This is a genomic window from Qingrenia yutianensis (assembly GCF_014385105.1).
GTDB classification, from domain to species: Bacteria; Bacillota; Clostridia; order UMGS1810; family UMGS1810; genus Qingrenia; species Qingrenia yutianensis.
In genome coordinates this window covers 1-16,339 of record NZ_JACRTE010000011.1, presented here as the reverse complement: position 1 = coordinate 16,339, position 16,339 = coordinate 1, and the positions used below count along the sequence as shown (strand labels likewise).

The 16,339-nt window shown below is 42.6% G+C and carries 15 protein-coding genes; all 15 read right to left on the bottom strand.

The window, feature by feature from the left end; all coding sequences use genetic code 11:
- Positions 1-173: 173 nt before the first annotated feature.
- Positions 174-2,543, bottom strand: a complete 2,370-nt coding sequence (locus H8706_RS08735; RefSeq protein ID WP_262432315.1) for a C40 family peptidase — start codon at positions 2,541-2,543, stop codon at positions 174-176.
- Positions 2,544-2,561: 18 nt separating this feature from the next.
- The gene (locus H8706_RS08730) at positions 2,562-3,047 is read right to left on the bottom strand and encodes a GGDEF domain-containing protein (protein ID WP_262432314.1); all 486 of its coding nucleotides are present in this window, start codon (positions 3,045-3,047) and stop codon (positions 2,562-2,564) included.
- Between the two features lie 75 nt (positions 3,048-3,122).
- On the bottom strand, positions 3,123-5,462 hold the full coding sequence (locus H8706_RS08725; protein ID WP_262432358.1) for a VirB4-like conjugal transfer ATPase, CD1110 family: 2,340 nt from the start codon (positions 5,460-5,462) through the stop codon (positions 3,123-3,125).
- Positions 5,377-5,799, bottom strand: a complete 423-nt coding sequence (locus tag H8706_RS08720) for a PrgI family protein (RefSeq protein WP_262432313.1) — start codon at positions 5,797-5,799, stop codon at positions 5,377-5,379. The genes H8706_RS08725 and H8706_RS08720 overlap by 86 nt, the downstream gene beginning before the upstream one ends.
- The gene (locus H8706_RS08715; RefSeq protein ID WP_449421272.1) at positions 5,780-6,682 is read right to left on the bottom strand and encodes a DNA-methyltransferase; all 903 of its coding nucleotides are present in this window, start codon (positions 6,680-6,682) and stop codon (positions 5,780-5,782) included. The genes H8706_RS08720 and H8706_RS08715 overlap by 20 nt, the downstream gene beginning before the upstream one ends.
- 77 nt (positions 6,683-6,759) lie before the next feature.
- Positions 6,760-7,347, bottom strand: coding sequence for a DUF3560 domain-containing protein (locus tag H8706_RS08710; protein WP_262432311.1), 588 nt, complete (start codon positions 7,345-7,347; stop codon positions 6,760-6,762).
- 13 nt (positions 7,348-7,360) lie between these two features.
- A complete protein-coding gene (locus H8706_RS08705) occupies positions 7,361-8,200 on the bottom strand; it encodes a hypothetical protein (protein WP_262432310.1) in 840 nt (279 codons plus the stop codon).
- 81 nt (positions 8,201-8,281) lie between these two features.
- On the bottom strand, positions 8,282-8,767 hold the full coding sequence (locus H8706_RS08700) for a type III toxin-antitoxin system ToxN/AbiQ family toxin (protein ID WP_262432309.1): 486 nt from the start codon (positions 8,765-8,767) through the stop codon (positions 8,282-8,284).
- Positions 8,768-9,106: 339 nt separating this feature from the next.
- Positions 9,107-9,436 carry a glutamyl-tRNA amidotransferase gene (locus tag H8706_RS08695; protein WP_262432308.1) on the bottom strand — a complete coding sequence of 110 codons (330 nt, stop codon included), beginning with the start codon at positions 9,434-9,436 and terminating at the stop codon, positions 9,107-9,109.
- The gene (locus H8706_RS08690) at positions 9,375-11,264 is read right to left on the bottom strand and encodes a VirD4-like conjugal transfer protein, CD1115 family (protein WP_394354550.1); all 1,890 of its coding nucleotides are present in this window, start codon (positions 11,262-11,264) and stop codon (positions 9,375-9,377) included. The genes H8706_RS08695 and H8706_RS08690 overlap by 62 nt, the downstream gene beginning before the upstream one ends.
- 126 nt (positions 11,265-11,390) lie before the next feature.
- On the bottom strand, positions 11,391-12,167 hold the full coding sequence (locus tag H8706_RS08685) for an InlB B-repeat-containing protein (RefSeq protein ID WP_262432307.1): 777 nt from the start codon (positions 12,165-12,167) through the stop codon (positions 11,391-11,393).
- 217 nt (positions 12,168-12,384) lie between these two features.
- Positions 12,385-13,293, bottom strand: coding sequence for a radical SAM mobile pair protein B (locus tag H8706_RS08680; RefSeq protein WP_262432306.1), 909 nt, complete (start codon positions 13,291-13,293; stop codon positions 12,385-12,387).
- Positions 13,281-13,970, bottom strand: a complete 690-nt coding sequence (locus tag H8706_RS08675; RefSeq protein ID WP_262432305.1) for a radical SAM mobile pair protein A — start codon at positions 13,968-13,970, stop codon at positions 13,281-13,283. The genes H8706_RS08680 and H8706_RS08675 overlap by 13 nt, the downstream gene beginning before the upstream one ends.
- The gene (locus H8706_RS08670) at positions 13,967-14,404 is read right to left on the bottom strand and encodes a radical SAM mobile pair system MarR family transcriptional regulator (protein ID WP_262432304.1); all 438 of its coding nucleotides are present in this window, start codon (positions 14,402-14,404) and stop codon (positions 13,967-13,969) included. Before H8706_RS08670 ends, H8706_RS08675 begins: the two co-directional genes overlap by 4 nt.
- Positions 14,405-14,574: 170 nt before the next feature.
- Positions 14,575-16,339 (bottom strand): S-layer homology domain-containing protein (locus tag H8706_RS08665; RefSeq protein ID WP_262432303.1); only part of this gene is annotated, 1,765 nt, incomplete at its 5' end.

Genomic DNA, 16,339 nt, shown 5'->3' with positions numbered 1-16,339 from the left:
GATATAATTGACTATAATAATTTTATCATTGACTGCAAACTTTATAAATAGCTCAAATCCTTATTTTTCAAGGCGTTGGAGCGTTTTTAACAGTCAAGTAATAAAACTATCAGTTACGAAACTTAAAAAGACAGCGAAAGGCATATAGAAATGCTCCCCGCTGTCTTATGTTTTTAATAGCACCTCGGTCTTGCCGCAAAACCGAAACCACTGTTTGTTGTGATAACGACATTATTCCTGCCGCTTGAACAATGGATAACAAGAATGTTTCCGGCAGCGTCCTTTCCGGCAACGATTCCGACGTGAGATAAATCACCGTAAAAGGATAAATCCCCGGCTTGAGCGCTGCTCCAAGATATTCGGCTGCACTTTGCGATTTGTCCTTTCGTTCCGTGTCCTATGCTTGACGCATTAAACCCGGAATTGATAAAGCTCCAAGTAACAAAACCCGAACAGTCAAGCCCGAAAGGTCTTTTTGTCCCGGTTGTTTTACTGCCTTCCGCCGATACGGTTTTCAGCTTGCCCCATTCTGAGTCCCAGCCGATAGCAGACGATTTACCGCCCCAAAAGTAATTGACCTTGCCGACAAGCGAGCAAGCTGCCTTGATAACTTTCTTTCGCTCCGCTGATAAACTATCGGGTAAGTTTTTCAAAATATCCTGTGCGGTTGCGTCCGATACGGCGAGCGACTGTGCTGCGGAAATCAACACCTCATCTTGCTCCAAAAGCGTATCGAGCGCTTCCTGCTGCTTGCGTGTAAAATTATACTGTGAAATCATATCCTCTTTTGTTTTCGCCGTAATTGTAATATACACAACCTTTTCATTGGTATCACCGCTTGCAACCGTTTCCGTCCGAGATGTTATCTCGTGCATATCCCAAAACACATTTTTGAGCTTTTGTTTTTTATCCTCCGTGATAACGACAACATCTTGAACGGTGTCATCTTCAACGCCCGCAACCTTTGTGGCAAAGACCGCAAGCACCAAGTCCCAATTTGCCTGTTCGCCGATAATTTCGCTGCGGTCAGCGGCTGCGGCATTTTCTATGTCATCGAGCTTGTTTGAAAGCTCCATATTGCACTCGGCAACAATAGCTGAAATTGGAATACTGTCATTATCCGCCGCTTCATCGGAAATAAATATCCCGAATGGCGATGCCGCTATTGCCGCAACAACGATTACGATAATAAGAGCGACCAAAAGCACCGCCCATCCGCCGAGTGCGGCAAGTGCGGAGATAACGGCTTTTGTTGCCGCTGCAACCATTTGAGCGACCTTGACCGTAATTTTAACCGCCGCTTTTGCGGTTGCCTTTGCGGCTTGTGCAGATTTCTGAGCAACCTCTTTCGCTTGCTTGGCAGCTTGCTTTGCCGCTTTTTTCGTGATTTCCTTCTGCGTCTTTGCCGCCCGTTTTGCTGATTTAACAGCTTTTTTCTTTGCAGACTTGCCGACATAGGAATTTCCCGTTTTTACGGCTTTATTTGTGCCTTTCAAAAGACTGTCTTTTGTTTTAACCGCCTTTTTTGCACCTGTCGATACATTGCGGGTAACGGTATGAGTATTTTGCTTTGGCATTGTTTTTGCTCTCTCCGGTGTTTTTATGAGGTCGGACGGAGCTTTGCCGTGTGAGCGTATGTAGCTTTCCTTTGTTTTTGGCATAGATTTTGAGGGTAAAGCGGTGTCAGATATGCTTCGTTGTGTTTCGGATGCTGAAATTTCTGTTTTCGGCAAGTTTTCGTTATGTATAGGCATATCCGAAGTATGATTTTGCCGTGCTGCTTTTTCAGCTTCAGCTTTTGTTTTCAGTTTCTCCGAAACATATTTTTTCCGTGCGTCCTTTATGGCTTGCTCTTTGGTTTTGGGTGTGGGAGCAGAGGAGACAGAGGTATCCACTCTTGTTTTCGGAGCAATTTCGCTCGGTTTTTGCTTGATACCGTTCTTAACTTCGGCGGTTTTGTGCTGTTTTATGTAATTAGCCTTTGTTTTAACCGTATCCGCTGATTTCTCCGACATATCCGCTTTCTGCGACTTCATATATGCTTCTTTGGTCTTAACCTGTGCGGTAGATTTGCTCTGCACCTTTGGAGCATTTTCGTGTGCAGATGGTTTATTCTCCGCTTGTATGCTCTCTTTTGTTTTCGGAGCATTGTTCGGCTGCTTGGGTGTGTTCTGCACCTCTGAAACATTGTCATTTTGAGGTGTATGCGGTGTATCTGCGTTTTGATTTTGCCGTGTTTTCACTTGCTGACGGTGTTGTTTTAACTTATTTTCCGCAAAATGTTTACCTTTTTGGTAAACAGTATCGACAGCGTAATAGTAGGTATTTTCAACCTGTTCGGTTGCTTCAACTTCGGCTCGCTGCGGCTGCTCTGACTGCCGTATATCAAGCCGCTTATCTACGATATTTTTGATAAACACATCTTTTGACACGGTTTTTATATCCTTGATAGCTTCTTTTGCAAAGCGGTCTGCGGCTTTCGGAGTATTATGAACAGCCTTGGTGGTTGTTTTCGGCTTTGTCTTTATATCTTTTTCGCTCAAAGTATATCACCTCCGGCGTTATTTTTTACTCTTTTTATCCATATACATCTTCTCATCGGCACGACAGATTATATCGTCAATGCTTTTACTGTATTTTTCGTGGAATCTTGAATAGCCTATTGAAACAGACAGGTTATACAGCTTTTCATTGTTGATAAAGTATATCGTGTCCTTAAATTGCGATATATACGGCAGTACATTGCTTTCGGATATGCAGACAAATTCATCACCGCCGATGCGGTAAATATCTGCCTTTAATCCGATAGTATCCCGGAGAGCCTTTGCAACGGTCTTTATTGCGTCATCACCGCTGAAATGCCCGTAGCTGTCGTTTATCTCTTTCAAGCCGTTTACATCGACAACAATAACCGTGATGCGTGAAATGTTTGCGTTAGGCTTTCGGAGCTTTTTTAAGCGTTCCTCATAAGCGTTGCGATTTTGCACTTCGGTCATACTGTCGGTATAGGCAAGCTCAAATAATTTTTCTGTCATTTTGTTTTTCATAGTGTCCTCCTAAAAGATAACGGCGGATCTCCGTTTGGAAAATCCGCCGTGTATAATGTTAAATATTTTGTTTTATTAACCTTCACCGGGCTTGGTGCTCATCAATTTATAGAGTTCCGTATCGGTCGGAAACTCATTGATAAACGGCACAATAGAGCCGCCGACCTTTATAAGTCCTCGTCCTGCTCCGGCATTGGTGATGTAGCTCATCTGCGTATCGGATATGGATAAAAGCTCCGACAGGTCTTTTCTGTCGGACGGCGCTTGATTTAAGAGCAGCAGAAATTCGCTGTTTGAAAGCATACCTCTTGCCGTTTCGTTTAACAGGCAGTCGGAAATATTCTGCGTAATACCCGTGAGCAGTCCGCCGTATTTTCTAAACCGTTTCCAGCACTTCAAAAGGAAATCCGCACTGTACGGATTTTTGAAATACAAGTGTGCTTCATCAACATAAACCCTCGTATATTTTCCCCGCCTGCGGTTTGCCATAACACGGTTGAAAATATTATCAAGCATAATCAGAAGCCCGATAGACTTCATCTGTTCGCCAAGCTCCAAAATGTCATAAGCAACAATGCGGTTATTTGTATTAACATCGCTCTGATGTGCAAATGCGTCAAGCGAGCCTGTTGTAAATATTTCAAGCGACAGAGCAAGGTCTTGCGCTTCATCTTCCGGCTGACGGAGTAATTCGTTGCGGAAGTCAACCAAAGTAGGCATATATTCCGATTTGCCGCTTAAATATTCGCCGTAAACCTTAATTGCACAGCGGTCAATGATAGATTTATCCTTTGCACCGACACCGCCGCCGAGCCTTGAATCGTTGCTTTTTAATAATTGGTCGAACAGAGATATTAAAAACTCCGATTTTATCGACACGGGGTTTTCATCCATATCAATATCATTATTTATTTCAAGTGCATTGATATGATTTTTTGACGATGCGGAAAGTGTGATAACCTCACCGCCGAGATTTCGTATGAGTGAGCCGTATTCACGCTCAACATCTATGACGATAATATCATCATTTGAAAACAGAGCCGACATCAGAATTTCCATTTTTGCCGCAAATGATTTACCCGACCCGGACACACCGAGAATAAAGCCGTTTCCGTTCAGCAGTAATTTTCTGTTGCACATCAAAAGGTTATGGGAAATAGCGTTAATGCCGTAATACAAACCGCCCTTGTCGATTATTTCTTGTGTTTTGTACGGTGATAAAACCGCCGTACTTTCGGTCGTGAGTGTTCGCATTGCCTTTATATTCAGAGTTCCGAACGGGAGTACCGTCTGCATACCGTCCTCCTGCTGATATTTGAGCGTTGCAAAGTTACAGAGGTGCTTTCTGCCTATTGACATCAGCGTTTCGGTATCGTTGTCAAGCTGCTCCAAGCTGTCGGCAATATGCAAAAGCGTAACCGTTACAAACATCATTCGCTGGTCACGGGTAGTTAAATCGTCAAGAAATTCTTTAATTTCTTTTCGCATTTGCTCCATTTCATACGGAATGTTTGCGGAAAAGTTATTGTTTTCGTTCTGCTTCTGCTGCCATTTGGTTATATCCGTTTCAATGGCAAGCAGTTTTTTCTGAACAATTTTAACCGCTTCATCGGTAGGAATAGGCTGAATAGTGATAGATAACATCATACTTCTTGAAAAGTCTGTAAGCTCCGAAATCATACTGTCTTTTAAGAAAGACGGATACTCTTTAAGAAAAACAGTCCTTGCGTATTTATCTCCGATTTTTATATAATCTTTCTTAAACTCCAAGCTGTCGGGAGCAATGTAATCTTTGAAATCTGCACCTTTCGCCATAGCTTTTTTGAGGTCAAAATCAAATTCTTCATTTTCGCCCGTTTTGAAAAAGTCATTAAAAATGCGAAGCCTGTCTTTGTAACCAAGCTCCGCTATTTTTGACGATATTTTCGCATAATCGGCTGTTAAATCGTTTCCCACACGAGTAAAGAATGTCCGAGCCTCCTCGATGTTTTTCTTTTCGGTTGCGACCGTGATATATTTTTCGTGAACAATGTTATTGCTTTCCGACATCTTATCGCAGAGTATGCCGTTGAGTTCCTGTGTGTATTTTCTGTAATTCGGGTTATCGGACGGCGTTGTGATTTGCTCAAACACCTTATTGTGGAGCTGTCGGTTATATATCGTGATTTCAGCCATAGCGTCTGTCGGAAGTCCGTTAAGAATTGCAGAGTGGGCAAGGAACATTTGCAGCTGGTCATCATCTGAAGCTACGGCATAGTTTATGTCCGAAAATTTCCACGACTTTGAAAACAGCCGTCCCGTCCGAAAAATACCGTCCTTGTATATCGCATCAATCGGTATCGACTGTTGAACAGTCCTTGCAATTTTTCTTTTTTGCTTTTTTATTCGGTTTTTTCTTCCGAACAGATTTAGCATTGCCATTTGTGAGTTCCTCCTTTATCATTTCATAAAGATAATTCGTGCTTTCAAATTTTCGCACTCCGGCAGCGAGAAATTCAGACCTAAACCACGCCCCGACAAATTCTTCAAAGTTCATACCGTTGTATTTGAAAAAGCCGGTAACAGCAATAGGTGCTGCCGCCACAATACAAAGCCAAGATACCGTTTCTTTGTCGATATAGTTTTTAAGTCCGAAGTATATCCCGACAGCGGCTCCGACCGCCGCCACCGAACAGATAAACTGCCGTGTGGAAAGTCCGAAAAACAGGCTTTCGTGATAGTCTTTAATTTCCTTATTTATTCTTATCTCCAAAATTGATTACCTCCGTTTCGTTTGATATTTTATTTATCCGCATTTGTGCCGTTTTGCAGTATTCGGGGTTTATGTCAATACCGATAAATTTTCGGTTGTTTTTCACCGCAACAACGCCTGTTGTACCGCTGCCGAAAAACGGATCGAGGACAACACCGCCGACCGCTGACCCTGCCATAATACACGGCTCAATGAGTTTTTCGGGATATACCGCAAAATGCCCCGGAATATGCGACGCATTTATCGCCACGCTCCACACATCACGCTTGTTTCGCATATCCGAAAAATCCGTTTTATCCCTCGGCATAAATATACCTTGCTTTCTGTCCTTATACTTTGTTTTATCCGACACCCCACGGCTATATCTTAATATGCTGCTCTGTGCCGCAGGCTCTTTTACTGCATCGTAATCGTAGTAATACTTCGGCGATTTTGACAGCAGAAATATATGCTCATAGCACTTTGAAGGGCGGTCTTTGACAGACTCCGGCATACAGTTTTTCTTGTGCCATATAATGTCCGAGCGTAAATACCAGCCGTTTTCACGCAAGGAAAAGGCAAGCAGCCACGGAACGCCTATCATATCCTTTGCTTTTATTCCGTGCCAAATCTTGGGCATATTATAACAAGACGGGTTGTGTTGAGGATTAAGATTTTTATTGCTCCATTCGGATATTTGTTTGTTCCAGCCGCCTTTACCGCTTCCGGCATAACTGTCGGCAATGTTTATCCAAAGTGTACCGTCAGCCCTTAACACACGCTTTACCTCATTAAAAACAAGTAGTAAATTCTGTATGTATTCATACGGCGTTTGCTCGTTTCCGATTTGTGCCTCTATGCCGTAATCACGCAAGCAGTAATACGGCGGACTGGTTACGCACATATTTACGCTTTCCGCAGGGAACGAACGCAATACATCAACTGCGTTTCCGCAAAATATTTTATTCACAAAAAAACACCTCATCTTTCCGGCTCGGTCTTTTTCGGTGCTTTGGGTTGCAAATCGGTAGGTTTTTCATCGCTTTCGGGTTTTATGAAATCTATCCGATTTGCCGCATAGAAAGCGTTGTGATTAAGCTGTCTTTGCCAAGCCTTATCGCTCGGTGCCCAGCGAAAACCGTTAGACTTTAATATCGTTCTTTGTTCTTCGCTCGGTTTTTCATCAAATATTAGCTGCAAACGGTTTTTATCTTCGTTTATGACCGCTTCGCCGCCGTTAAATTTCCAACCGACAAATTCCGTATTCTGCGTTGCCGTAAGGTTTTCGATACGCTTTTTCAGTCTGCGTATTTCGGCATTGTTATTTGTAAGGCGGTATGACGGAAACGGCTGTTTATCCCACGAATACGCCTGTTTTATATTTTCATCAAGCTTTGCCGCAAGCTCGTCCGAAACACCCTCACAGCCTACGCAAGTTCCGTTTTTCTTGTAGTAGACATTTACCTTTTTCATAAATTCCTGTTCTGTTTCGCATTTATGCAGTTTTTCAGTCAGCTTTTCGATTGCTTTCGGATCGTCGCTGCTGATAGCGTTATTTTTGTAACTCATATAAAAATCCTCCTTATGTTCCGAATAATTCTTTCACAATTCTGTCTGCTCCTTTGATAAGACCTACCAAAACGAGCATATTAAAAATCACCTCGCCGATGTATTTCCATATCATTGTGACGGTTGTAATACTTGTGTCAAGCGTTGGCGTACTGTTTGACGCAAATGCCGAAAATATGATACACGAAAGCACGATAACAGCACCCTCCATACAAACTCCGACATATGATTTCAAAAACGATTTTCCCATAAACGATGTTGTTTCCCCTGCAAATGAGGAAAGGGGAACGGGAGCTATCGCCGTATAGATATACAGCTTAAAAAATCTGCCGTACACGGTCATAATCATTATGAATGACAGTACCGTTATGAATAACGAGCCGAGTATCGTTACAAGCCAAAGCGGAATACTCGCCCAAAAGCCTGTGTCCTCGACTGCCTGTTCAATCGCTGCCGGGAGCGTAACAGAAGCTCCGCCGATACCGCCGAGAGAGCCTGCGATTTGTTCCACAATTCCGCCGCAAATGGTGTATATTGCCGTCATCAAGTCCATTGCATAAGTAATTGCCACCTTTGCAGCACAAAAGCGTATGAAATGCTTTAAGGCATATTCCGGTCGTTGAAAATCACGGAACGATGCCGTTGACTTAAATATGCTCATAGCAAAAAAGAGGACCAACAAGCCAAGTCCTATGGCTTGAAGTCCGCCGTTTATGCCGGAAATTACATTCCATATAGCACCGCCTTTGAAGCTTTGCGGCGAGGTTGTAATAAGCGACCATATTTCGGTCATTTTATCGTTCCAAGTGGAAAACGCATTTTCGAGGTTGGCTACAATCCAATTATCGCTCAAAGGTAATTCACCTCCTCCTGTCCTAAAACGCAAAAAAGCCACCACTTTTTACGGTGATGGCTTAAAACTTATAAATTTATTTTATTTTTTATATTCCCTGCAAAGACCTTCCAAGAGAATAAAATCATTACATCTTTTTGCAAGTCCCGTTGAATTTCCGTGTTCTATCTTATGCTTATAGACATTTGAAGCATTTTTCCGTATCTTTTCTTGAATAGACTTTATATAACGATATTCAGACAGCAACAAAGCTCTGTAATGCTCATCCTTTTCCTTGCTGATGTCAACATAGAAACATTCCGAAAGAGGAACGGGAAACATATTATTTAAGTTGATAACAGCATATTTTTTAATCTTTATAAAATCAATCATTTCAGACATTTTATTATGCTTCGGCTTAAAAGACGATAAAGGTGCAAAATAATCGAAACCGTTTACTTGCAAAACAATCCCTATATATTTACGCTCATTTTGTTGTCCTGCCTGCTTGTTGTGAAACAAATGCGGAGCGTGAGGGGATAAATAATCTATGTACTTGTTTTCTATTTGATAAAACCTTATATCCATTTATTACTCCTTGAACATATAACAAAAGGGCAAGCAAGCTTGCCCCCTGTTACACTCGCATTCAGAGCAGCGAAACGCTCGCTTGTAAATTTCTTGATTAGAGCCAAGAGAAGCTCGCTTTATAAGTTTCTCATTTATAGGGCTGAGATACACCCCTGTTAGCATTGTATGCAAGAAAGATAAAATTGATACATCTACCTTTCCGCATATTTATTCTACTATACATTTTGAAAAAAGTCAATAGATTTTAAGCGTTTTCGTCTTTTTGCACTAAAATTTTTTTATTCTCAAGGAATTATGATTTTGCAAAAGTTCGGATAAATATGATTATCTGAACGTTCAGATAATCATATCCAAAATATCTTTCGCAAATGCAATGATGACACCGCCGAAGAAGGTCAGAAATCCGTTTGCTCTCTGCGATGCGTCGTGAGATTTAAGTGATAAACCTATCTGCACAACACCGAAGCCGAGCAGGATTAGTCCGATAGCCTTAATTGCAGAGAAGATAAAATCCGAAAGGCTGTTTATTGTTCCGAGCGGGTCAGCCGCAAAAACCGTTCCCGTGAGTGCGGTCATCATAACTGCAAGTGCCGTAAGTACAAGTTTAGCCTTGCGTAGAATTTTCTGTGCTTTCGCTATTCTCTGAATTGTTTTCTGATTTTTCATTGTCTGTTACCTCCAAAATTTCAGTTTGTTTTGTTTGTGGGTTTGCAAAATCAAATGTTTTCACATTGTCACCGTCAACCTCCAATAGCTTGATATTTGATAAATCCTCGTTTATGGTAAAGGATAAATCATTTCGTAAATATTTTTCCGACTTGCTGTGCTTGTACGGCACAGCTTTTCCGTCTGCGGTTTTTGCAATATTCGGGTGCGACAGTATATCGAATTTTTTATCAATTAACGGTCGCTCTCCACGAATAAAAATAAGGGCGTTGCTGTTGTCCAAAAGACGCACCTCATCAAGCGTTAAAAGCTCACGCCCGGCGTTTTGGTAATTGGTGTTACTGCTGCCGTGCTGACCTTTTGTAATACCTCTTGTGCGTGTGTCAATGGTTTCTTTTCCGAGCATTTTTGAAATATACTCGTGTGTTGACTGCTCGTTGCCGCCGAGATAAAGCAGCGTATCACAGTTACCCGTGATATTTTCCCAGCTATCCTTAAAAAGTGCTTTTAACTGTGCCATATTCTGAATAATAATGCTTACCGAAATACGCCGTGACCGCATTGTTGCAAGTATGCGTTCAAAGTTATCGGGCAGAGCGACATTAGCGAACTCGTCCATCACGATATGCACAGGTATAGGCAGCTCACCGCCGTGATTATTGTCCGCATTGAAATACAACGCTTGAAAGGCTTGTGTATATAACATTCCGACAAGATAATTAAAGGAATTGTCATTGTCGGGAATAACGCAAAATATGGCTCGTTTGCGTTCGCCGAGAGTGCCTATGTCAAGATTATCGTATGAAGTCATTTTCGCTATCTCCGGCAAGTTAAACGCCGCAAGCCGCACCGCCGCTGAAATAAGGATCGACTTCGCCGTTTTTCCGCTCGCCTGTTTGAATATCTTATATTGCCTTACCGCTATATGCTCCGGCTTTTCGTCCTCCAAGCCTTGAAAGAGAATATCCACCGGGCTTTGATAGCCGCTTTCGTCCTCGTCCTCAACGGTTGCTGCGTTTTCGATTAAGAACATCAGCATTTCAAAGGTCTGTTCTTCGGGCGGAGCTTCGTGCAAAAGATAGAGCATTAAAGCAGAATCCAGTGCAATTTCGGATTTTTCCCAAAACGGGTCGTTTTGTGATGCGTTCTTCGGTGTTGTATTCTGAATAAGGTTTGAAATCAGCTTTATAACATCTTCGTCTTTACGGATATACACAAATGGATTATATCCGTCCGAGTTTTCCGGCTCGATTAGGTTGAACACCTTAATATCATAGCCGTTTTCGATTAGCAGCGGAGCAATGCTTCGGAGCATTTCGCCCTTCGGGTCTGCGACTATGAAAGAAGTGTTGCACTGCATTAAATTCGGTTTTGCGTAAAACCTTGTTTTTCCGGCACCGCTGCCGCCAACCACAAGCACATTGAGGTTTCGTCTGTGCTTTTTTGCATTTAAGCCAAGCCGCATATTTTGGGATAGAATGATATTTTTATAGCTGTCCTTATCCATATACCGTTTGACAACGCTTTTGACATTGCCCCAGCGAGCCGAGCCGTGTTCCTCGCCCGGTCGGCGGTTTTCTCTTGACGAAAAATATACGCCGATACCCATTGCATATAAAAACAAGAAAATGAGTACGGCTTTTAAGCTATACTCATTCAATGTGATGTGCGTAGGGTTATTCATAGCGGCGGTCAAACGGTCAAGCAATTCAAACAGCTTTATGTCCTCCTCATAGCACCCGGCAACCATTAAGGCAAGCCATATAACGAATACCGAGAGTATTCCGAGCAGAATATATATTGTTTTTTGATTTTCCTGTCTGTTCACGAGGTATCCCTTACTATCATTAAAATTTGAAGCATTGTTATCAGTCCTTTCCGAAAATAAATAAAAGGGGCAGCCCCTGCATAAGTTTCCTTATACAAAAGCTGCCCCCAAAAAGTGTGATAGGCGTTACTTACAGAATTTTTCGTTGTAAATTTCCATAAGCTCATTTAATCTTTTATTCTGTTCTACCCATTGTGCCGTAACGGGTACACCCGTCTTTTCGTCAATGTAGTTACCAAAGGCAAGAATTTCATCATCAGTCGCATAAACTCTCTGCACCGCCGGAGCGTTATATATCGCCGTTCCGTTTGGAATCCATTTTGCATAAACGGTATCGCTTTCGTTAAAAGTAAAATCCTTTACCCGATTTTCTTTTGTTTGTGGGTCTGAATACCAACCGTCAAAGGCATAGCCGTATCTTGTCGGAATAAACTCCGCAAGCGATATTGTTGTGCCAAGCGGTTTTACAACAGGTCTGGTATATGAGCCGTCCTCTGCGGCAAAGGTGAGTGTGCGTGTTCCCGTCAAGCTCCAATGTGCATAGAGTGTTGTGTCGGAATAATACTCGGTATCGGACGATACCTTTTCGCCGCTTTCGGTAAACCAACCCTCAAACTGATAGTCGCTGTTTTTATACGGCAGCGGAAGTTTGATTTTGTTCTGCTCCGTAACGGCTTCTGTGATGTCGGTTTTATAAATTCCGCCGTATAACGAGCCGCCGTTACAATTAAGCGTTATAACTCTTTCGCCCTTTAAGGAATACAGCGGCTTTTCCTTTCCGCACTCGCAAACATAAACCTTTGAATTTTGCCGTGTGTATTCGTGCGTGTGTGCCGCCTGTGCGGTAACTGCGGTTGATAAAATGAGCATTACTGTTAAGCCTGTAAATACTGTTCGTTTCATTTGAAATTCCTCCGTTAGGTAGTTTATTTTCGGTATCTTTATTTTATCATCATACAAAAAGACCGTCAAAAAATTTTATGAAACGAAAAAGACAACCCGTACAGGTTGCCTTAAAAGCGGTTATATAAATTGGAATTGTTCCAAGTCTTCTCGGTTGCACCTTCTTGCTCTTCGGACGAGGAGTCTCCCTCGTTCAAAGAGCGCGGTCAATTTCTGTTTAACGATTTCTTTTTCCGGTATTTTCTGTCCCTCGGATTTCCTCATGATAGAAATAATCCACAATCACCGGATGTCCCTGCGGGACTCTGCCATAAGGCATTTCATTATCCGCAAAGGGACAATCATACTTCTTAGCCATTTCCTCAGCTTTTACTTCAAGCGCTTCAAAATAGCTGCGGTTATGCTTGTTATAGATCTCATCGTAAAGCGGTACAAGGTCAGGATATTTTCCGGCGATATAATCCATGATCGTCTTTTTGAAGCCGCCCCGAAGATTGAGGTTTTCGAGCCAGAACAGATCGCACTGATCCTTTACCCGCTCAAAGATGGCTTCAAAATCCGTGATACCGGGAAATACCGGGGATACGAAACAGACTGTACGGATACCTGCATCATATACCTGCTTCATAGCAGCGATACGCCGCTCAATGCTCGAAGCAGAGTCCATATCGTTCTTAAAATTTTCATCCAGTGTGTTGATCGACCATGAAACGGTCACTCGTCCAAGCTTCTTCAGCAGATCAATATCCCGTACCACAAGATCAGACTTTGTGCAGATCAGAATATCTGCGTCACTGCCGATCAGCTGCTCCAGAAGTTTTCTGGTATTCCCGAATTGCTCTTCCTGTGGATTGTAGCCATCCGTCACAGAACCGATGACCACCCGCTGTCCGGCATATTTCTTCGGATTTTTAATTTCCGGCCAATGCTTCACATCAAGGAAAGTGCCCCATTCCTCCGTGTGTCCGGTAAAGCGCTTCATAAAAGAAGCATAGCAATACTTGCAGGCATGTGTACAGCCTACATAGGGATTGACCGAGTAACCACCTACCGGCAGACCGGACTTGGTCATGATGTTCTTTGTTTCCACCTCACGAATGAGGATTCCATTTATTACTTCTGCCATGATCTCTGTACCTCTAACACTTTATTGAATTCCTCCGGCATTTCCTGAATCATATTTTTATCCCCTATGATAGAAACAAGGTCTTCTTTCATAAACACTGGAATGCCGAGCGTATGTGCCTGGTCTGTCAGAGACCATGCCCATTCCGGCTCCGTATGAATCTTCCTGCTCTGAGCCCCGGTCATGGTGCCGACAACGATCCAGTCGATTTTGGAAAGGTCAACTGTACCTGGATCGTCGAATAACGGCTCAAAGGTAACATGGTAATGTTTTGCTCTGACATTTTTCCGAAGGGCGTCAATACGCCACAGTTCTGCTTTCCTCGTCACCGTAACACCAAACCATGCGTTTTCCAGATCGGTATCAAAATCCAGCAGATCGGGGCGCTTGGTAAGGAACAGAAACTGATGCTGTGGATTTTCACGGATTTTTGCAAATACCTCGTCTCTCCATTCTATCTTCCATCCGGAGAGATCGCTCATACCGGTAAGAAGAAAGTTCTGCGGACGTTTCTTTTCCATCATCTTGAGCTTACCCGGAAAGAACTCAGGATCAGCGAAGTCATCAATCATATGCCAGCGTTTCACATTATTGCGGGCATAGCAATATGCACACCCCACTGTACAGCCGATGACGATATTCATGTTTTGAATCTGATCTTTGATACAAATACTCATGACTTCTGCCACTCCTCAAGATTCTTTCTTATACGGTCGAGGCATTCCTCAAACCGGGTAATCTCTTCCTCTGAAAAACCTTGGTAGTAAATGCTGCCCATCTCATCAGATACAGAATCGTACTCGTCCTTTAAGGCATGTGCTTTCTCAGTCAGAAACAGGAGTGTTTTCCTTTTGTCCGTTTCAGACTGAACGCGGCTTATCAGCCCTTGATTTTCCATTCTTTCCAGCATTGTCGTAAGAGACGTTATCGCTAATCCGCATTTGATCGAGAGTGACCTGATTGAGATTCCATCCTCCTGCCACAGCACATAAAGAATGCGCCCCTGGGCTCCATTGAACGCATCAATATTCTTTTCGCTGAGAATCTTCTCAAAGATTCGGTCTCCAAGCTGTTTTATTTTGGTGACAAGAAATCCGCCATTCATTTCCATATAAAAGCTCCTATATAGTAGTTTATTAAATTATACCATATAGGAGCTTTGTTGTCAACAGTTTGTATGTCTGAATAAAGGAAAATTCCGATTTATCTTGCAAATATTATACCACAGAAACAACGAGAAAGCAATCGTTTCCGACTGCTTTCTCCCATTTGCACAAAGGATTATTTCACCCAAGTTTCAGTGTTGTTTGCTGAGTTTGCAATGTGGGTGTTGCTCGCTTCCTCGATTGCATAAAATGCCCAATGCAAATTATTTTTAAGGTCAGTAAATTTGTTCAGCGATGAAAGATTTTTGTTGATATATCCCTCGTCAGCAATTCTGCCCGTTGCCTTATTTACAACCGTTACCACTTCCGCACGGGTAATAGCGTTATCGCCTTTGAATGTTCCGTCAGCGTATCCGTTGAGCCAGCCTGCGTGTTTTGCGTAGGCAACATCGGAATATGCCCAATAATCTGTTGCAACATCAGTGTATTTTACGGTGTAGCTGCCTTTCTTAACATCATTAAACAGAGAATTAAATCTAACCGTCATTGCCACAAATTCTGCACGGCTAACATTATCATTCGGTCTGAATGTGTTATCTGCGTAACCTTTAATAATACCGTACTTTGAAAGATAGCCGATATAATCGGAATACCATTCGCTTTTGGATACATCATTAAAGTTTGACTTACCGCTGATTTTTTCGCCTTTCTGTTCGGAAATAAGCCTTGCAAAGATAGCAGCAGCTTCAGCACGGCTCATATTATTGTCCGGTCTGAAAGTGCCGTCATTATACCCGAAAATATATGCCTTATGCTCTGATGCCGGAAGTATCAGCATACCGTTTTTATCCGTTGTTCCTGTTGCTTCGCCCTTGTTTCTGTCTTTGAGAATTACAGAGGTTTCGGCTTTTGCGTTGCCTTTGTTATCGGTTACGGTAACAGTATAAAAGTTTCCGTTATCGAGCGTTTTTCCGCTCGGCAGAGTAATTGTTAAATTGCCCTTGCTGTCGGTGCTCTTTGAGAAGTTTGTAACGGCTTTTCCGTCCTTGTCGGTGATTTTAACATTTACGGTTGTATAATATCCGCCGCCGCTGCTGCCGCCACGACCAACGCCACCGCCGGAAGATGATCCGCCGCCTGTTGACTTGACAGGAACAGTAATTTTACCGTTTGTATCGGTAGATTTTGTTGCAGTTGCCTTGTTTTTATCCGTAACGGTTACGGAAACATTTGCAACGGCTTTATTATCCTTATCGAGAACGGTTACGGTTGTCTGATTTGAAGTTGTGAGCGTATGCGTATCGGGAAGCGTAACGGTGATTTTGCCGTCCTTTATTTCGATATACGCATTTTCGATTTTTCCTTTGGTATCCTCAACGGTAATGTTGTATTCCGTTTTTGATTCTTCGGTATCTTCTTTGCCGTCACCATCGGTATCCTTGCCGGGGATAGTTTCGGAAATATCCGTTTTTCCGTCCTTATCCGTTACGCCCTCATTTGACGGCGGAAGAATGATAACTCCGTCTTTGTCGGTAACACCTGTCAAAGATTTTGTTTCCGTACCCTCAACGGCTTTTTCGGAAACAATAACACTCATATCCTTTACAGCCGTATTATCCGCCTTGTTTGATACAGTTACGATAATTCTGTTCGCATAATCAAACTTTACACCTTCGGGTAATTCAACAGAAATGTTTTCTGCCGATTTAACGCTGCCGTCCTCATTTTTGATTTCCGCATTATGTTTGATATGTGCCTTTTCAATAGCTCCGACAGTATTTTTCACTGTTACAATATATCCGTCAACTTCGCCGTAGCCGTTGAAATCGGTAACATCAATGTTTGTCGGCGGCACGGTTGCTTTTCCGTTTTCGTCCGTAACATTGTTTTCCGTTCTCTCGGCTTTATCTGTAAAGATTACAGTCATATCTTTAACAGGC

What these genes read in the sequence shown, in the direction of transcription:
- H8706_RS08725 (WP_262432358.1), bottom strand. Translation starts at nt 5,462, where the DNA reads ATGCTAAATCTGTTCGGAAGAAAAAACCGAATAAAAAAGCAAAAAAGA.
- H8706_RS08730 (WP_262432314.1), bottom strand. Translation starts at nt 3,047, where the DNA reads ATGAAAAACAAAATGACAGAAAAATTATTTGAGCTTGCCTATACCGAC.
- H8706_RS08710 (WP_262432311.1), bottom strand. Translation starts at nt 7,347, where the DNA reads ATGAGTTACAAAAATAACGCTATCAGCAGCGACGATCCGAAAGCAATC.
- H8706_RS08685 (WP_262432307.1), bottom strand. Translation starts at nt 12,167, where the DNA reads ATGAAACGAACAGTATTTACAGGCTTAACAGTAATGCTCATTTTATCA.
- H8706_RS08715 (WP_449421272.1), bottom strand. Translation starts at nt 6,682, where the DNA reads ATGTGCGTAACCAGTCCGCCGTATTACTGCTTGCGTGATTACGGCATA.
- H8706_RS08695 (WP_262432308.1), bottom strand. Translation starts at nt 9,436, where the DNA reads ATGAAAAATCAGAAAACAATTCAGAGAATAGCGAAAGCACAGAAAATT.
- H8706_RS08700 (WP_262432309.1), bottom strand. Translation starts at nt 8,767, where the DNA reads ATGGATATAAGGTTTTATCAAATAGAAAACAAGTACATAGATTATTTA.
- H8706_RS08675 (WP_262432305.1), bottom strand. Translation starts at nt 13,970, where the DNA reads ATGAGTATTTGTATCAAAGATCAGATTCAAAACATGAATATCGTCATC.
- H8706_RS08670 (WP_262432304.1), bottom strand. Translation starts at nt 14,404, where the DNA reads ATGGAAATGAATGGCGGATTTCTTGTCACCAAAATAAAACAGCTTGGA.
- H8706_RS08680 (WP_262432306.1), bottom strand. Translation starts at nt 13,293, where the DNA reads ATGGCAGAAGTAATAAATGGAATCCTCATTCGTGAGGTGGAAACAAAG.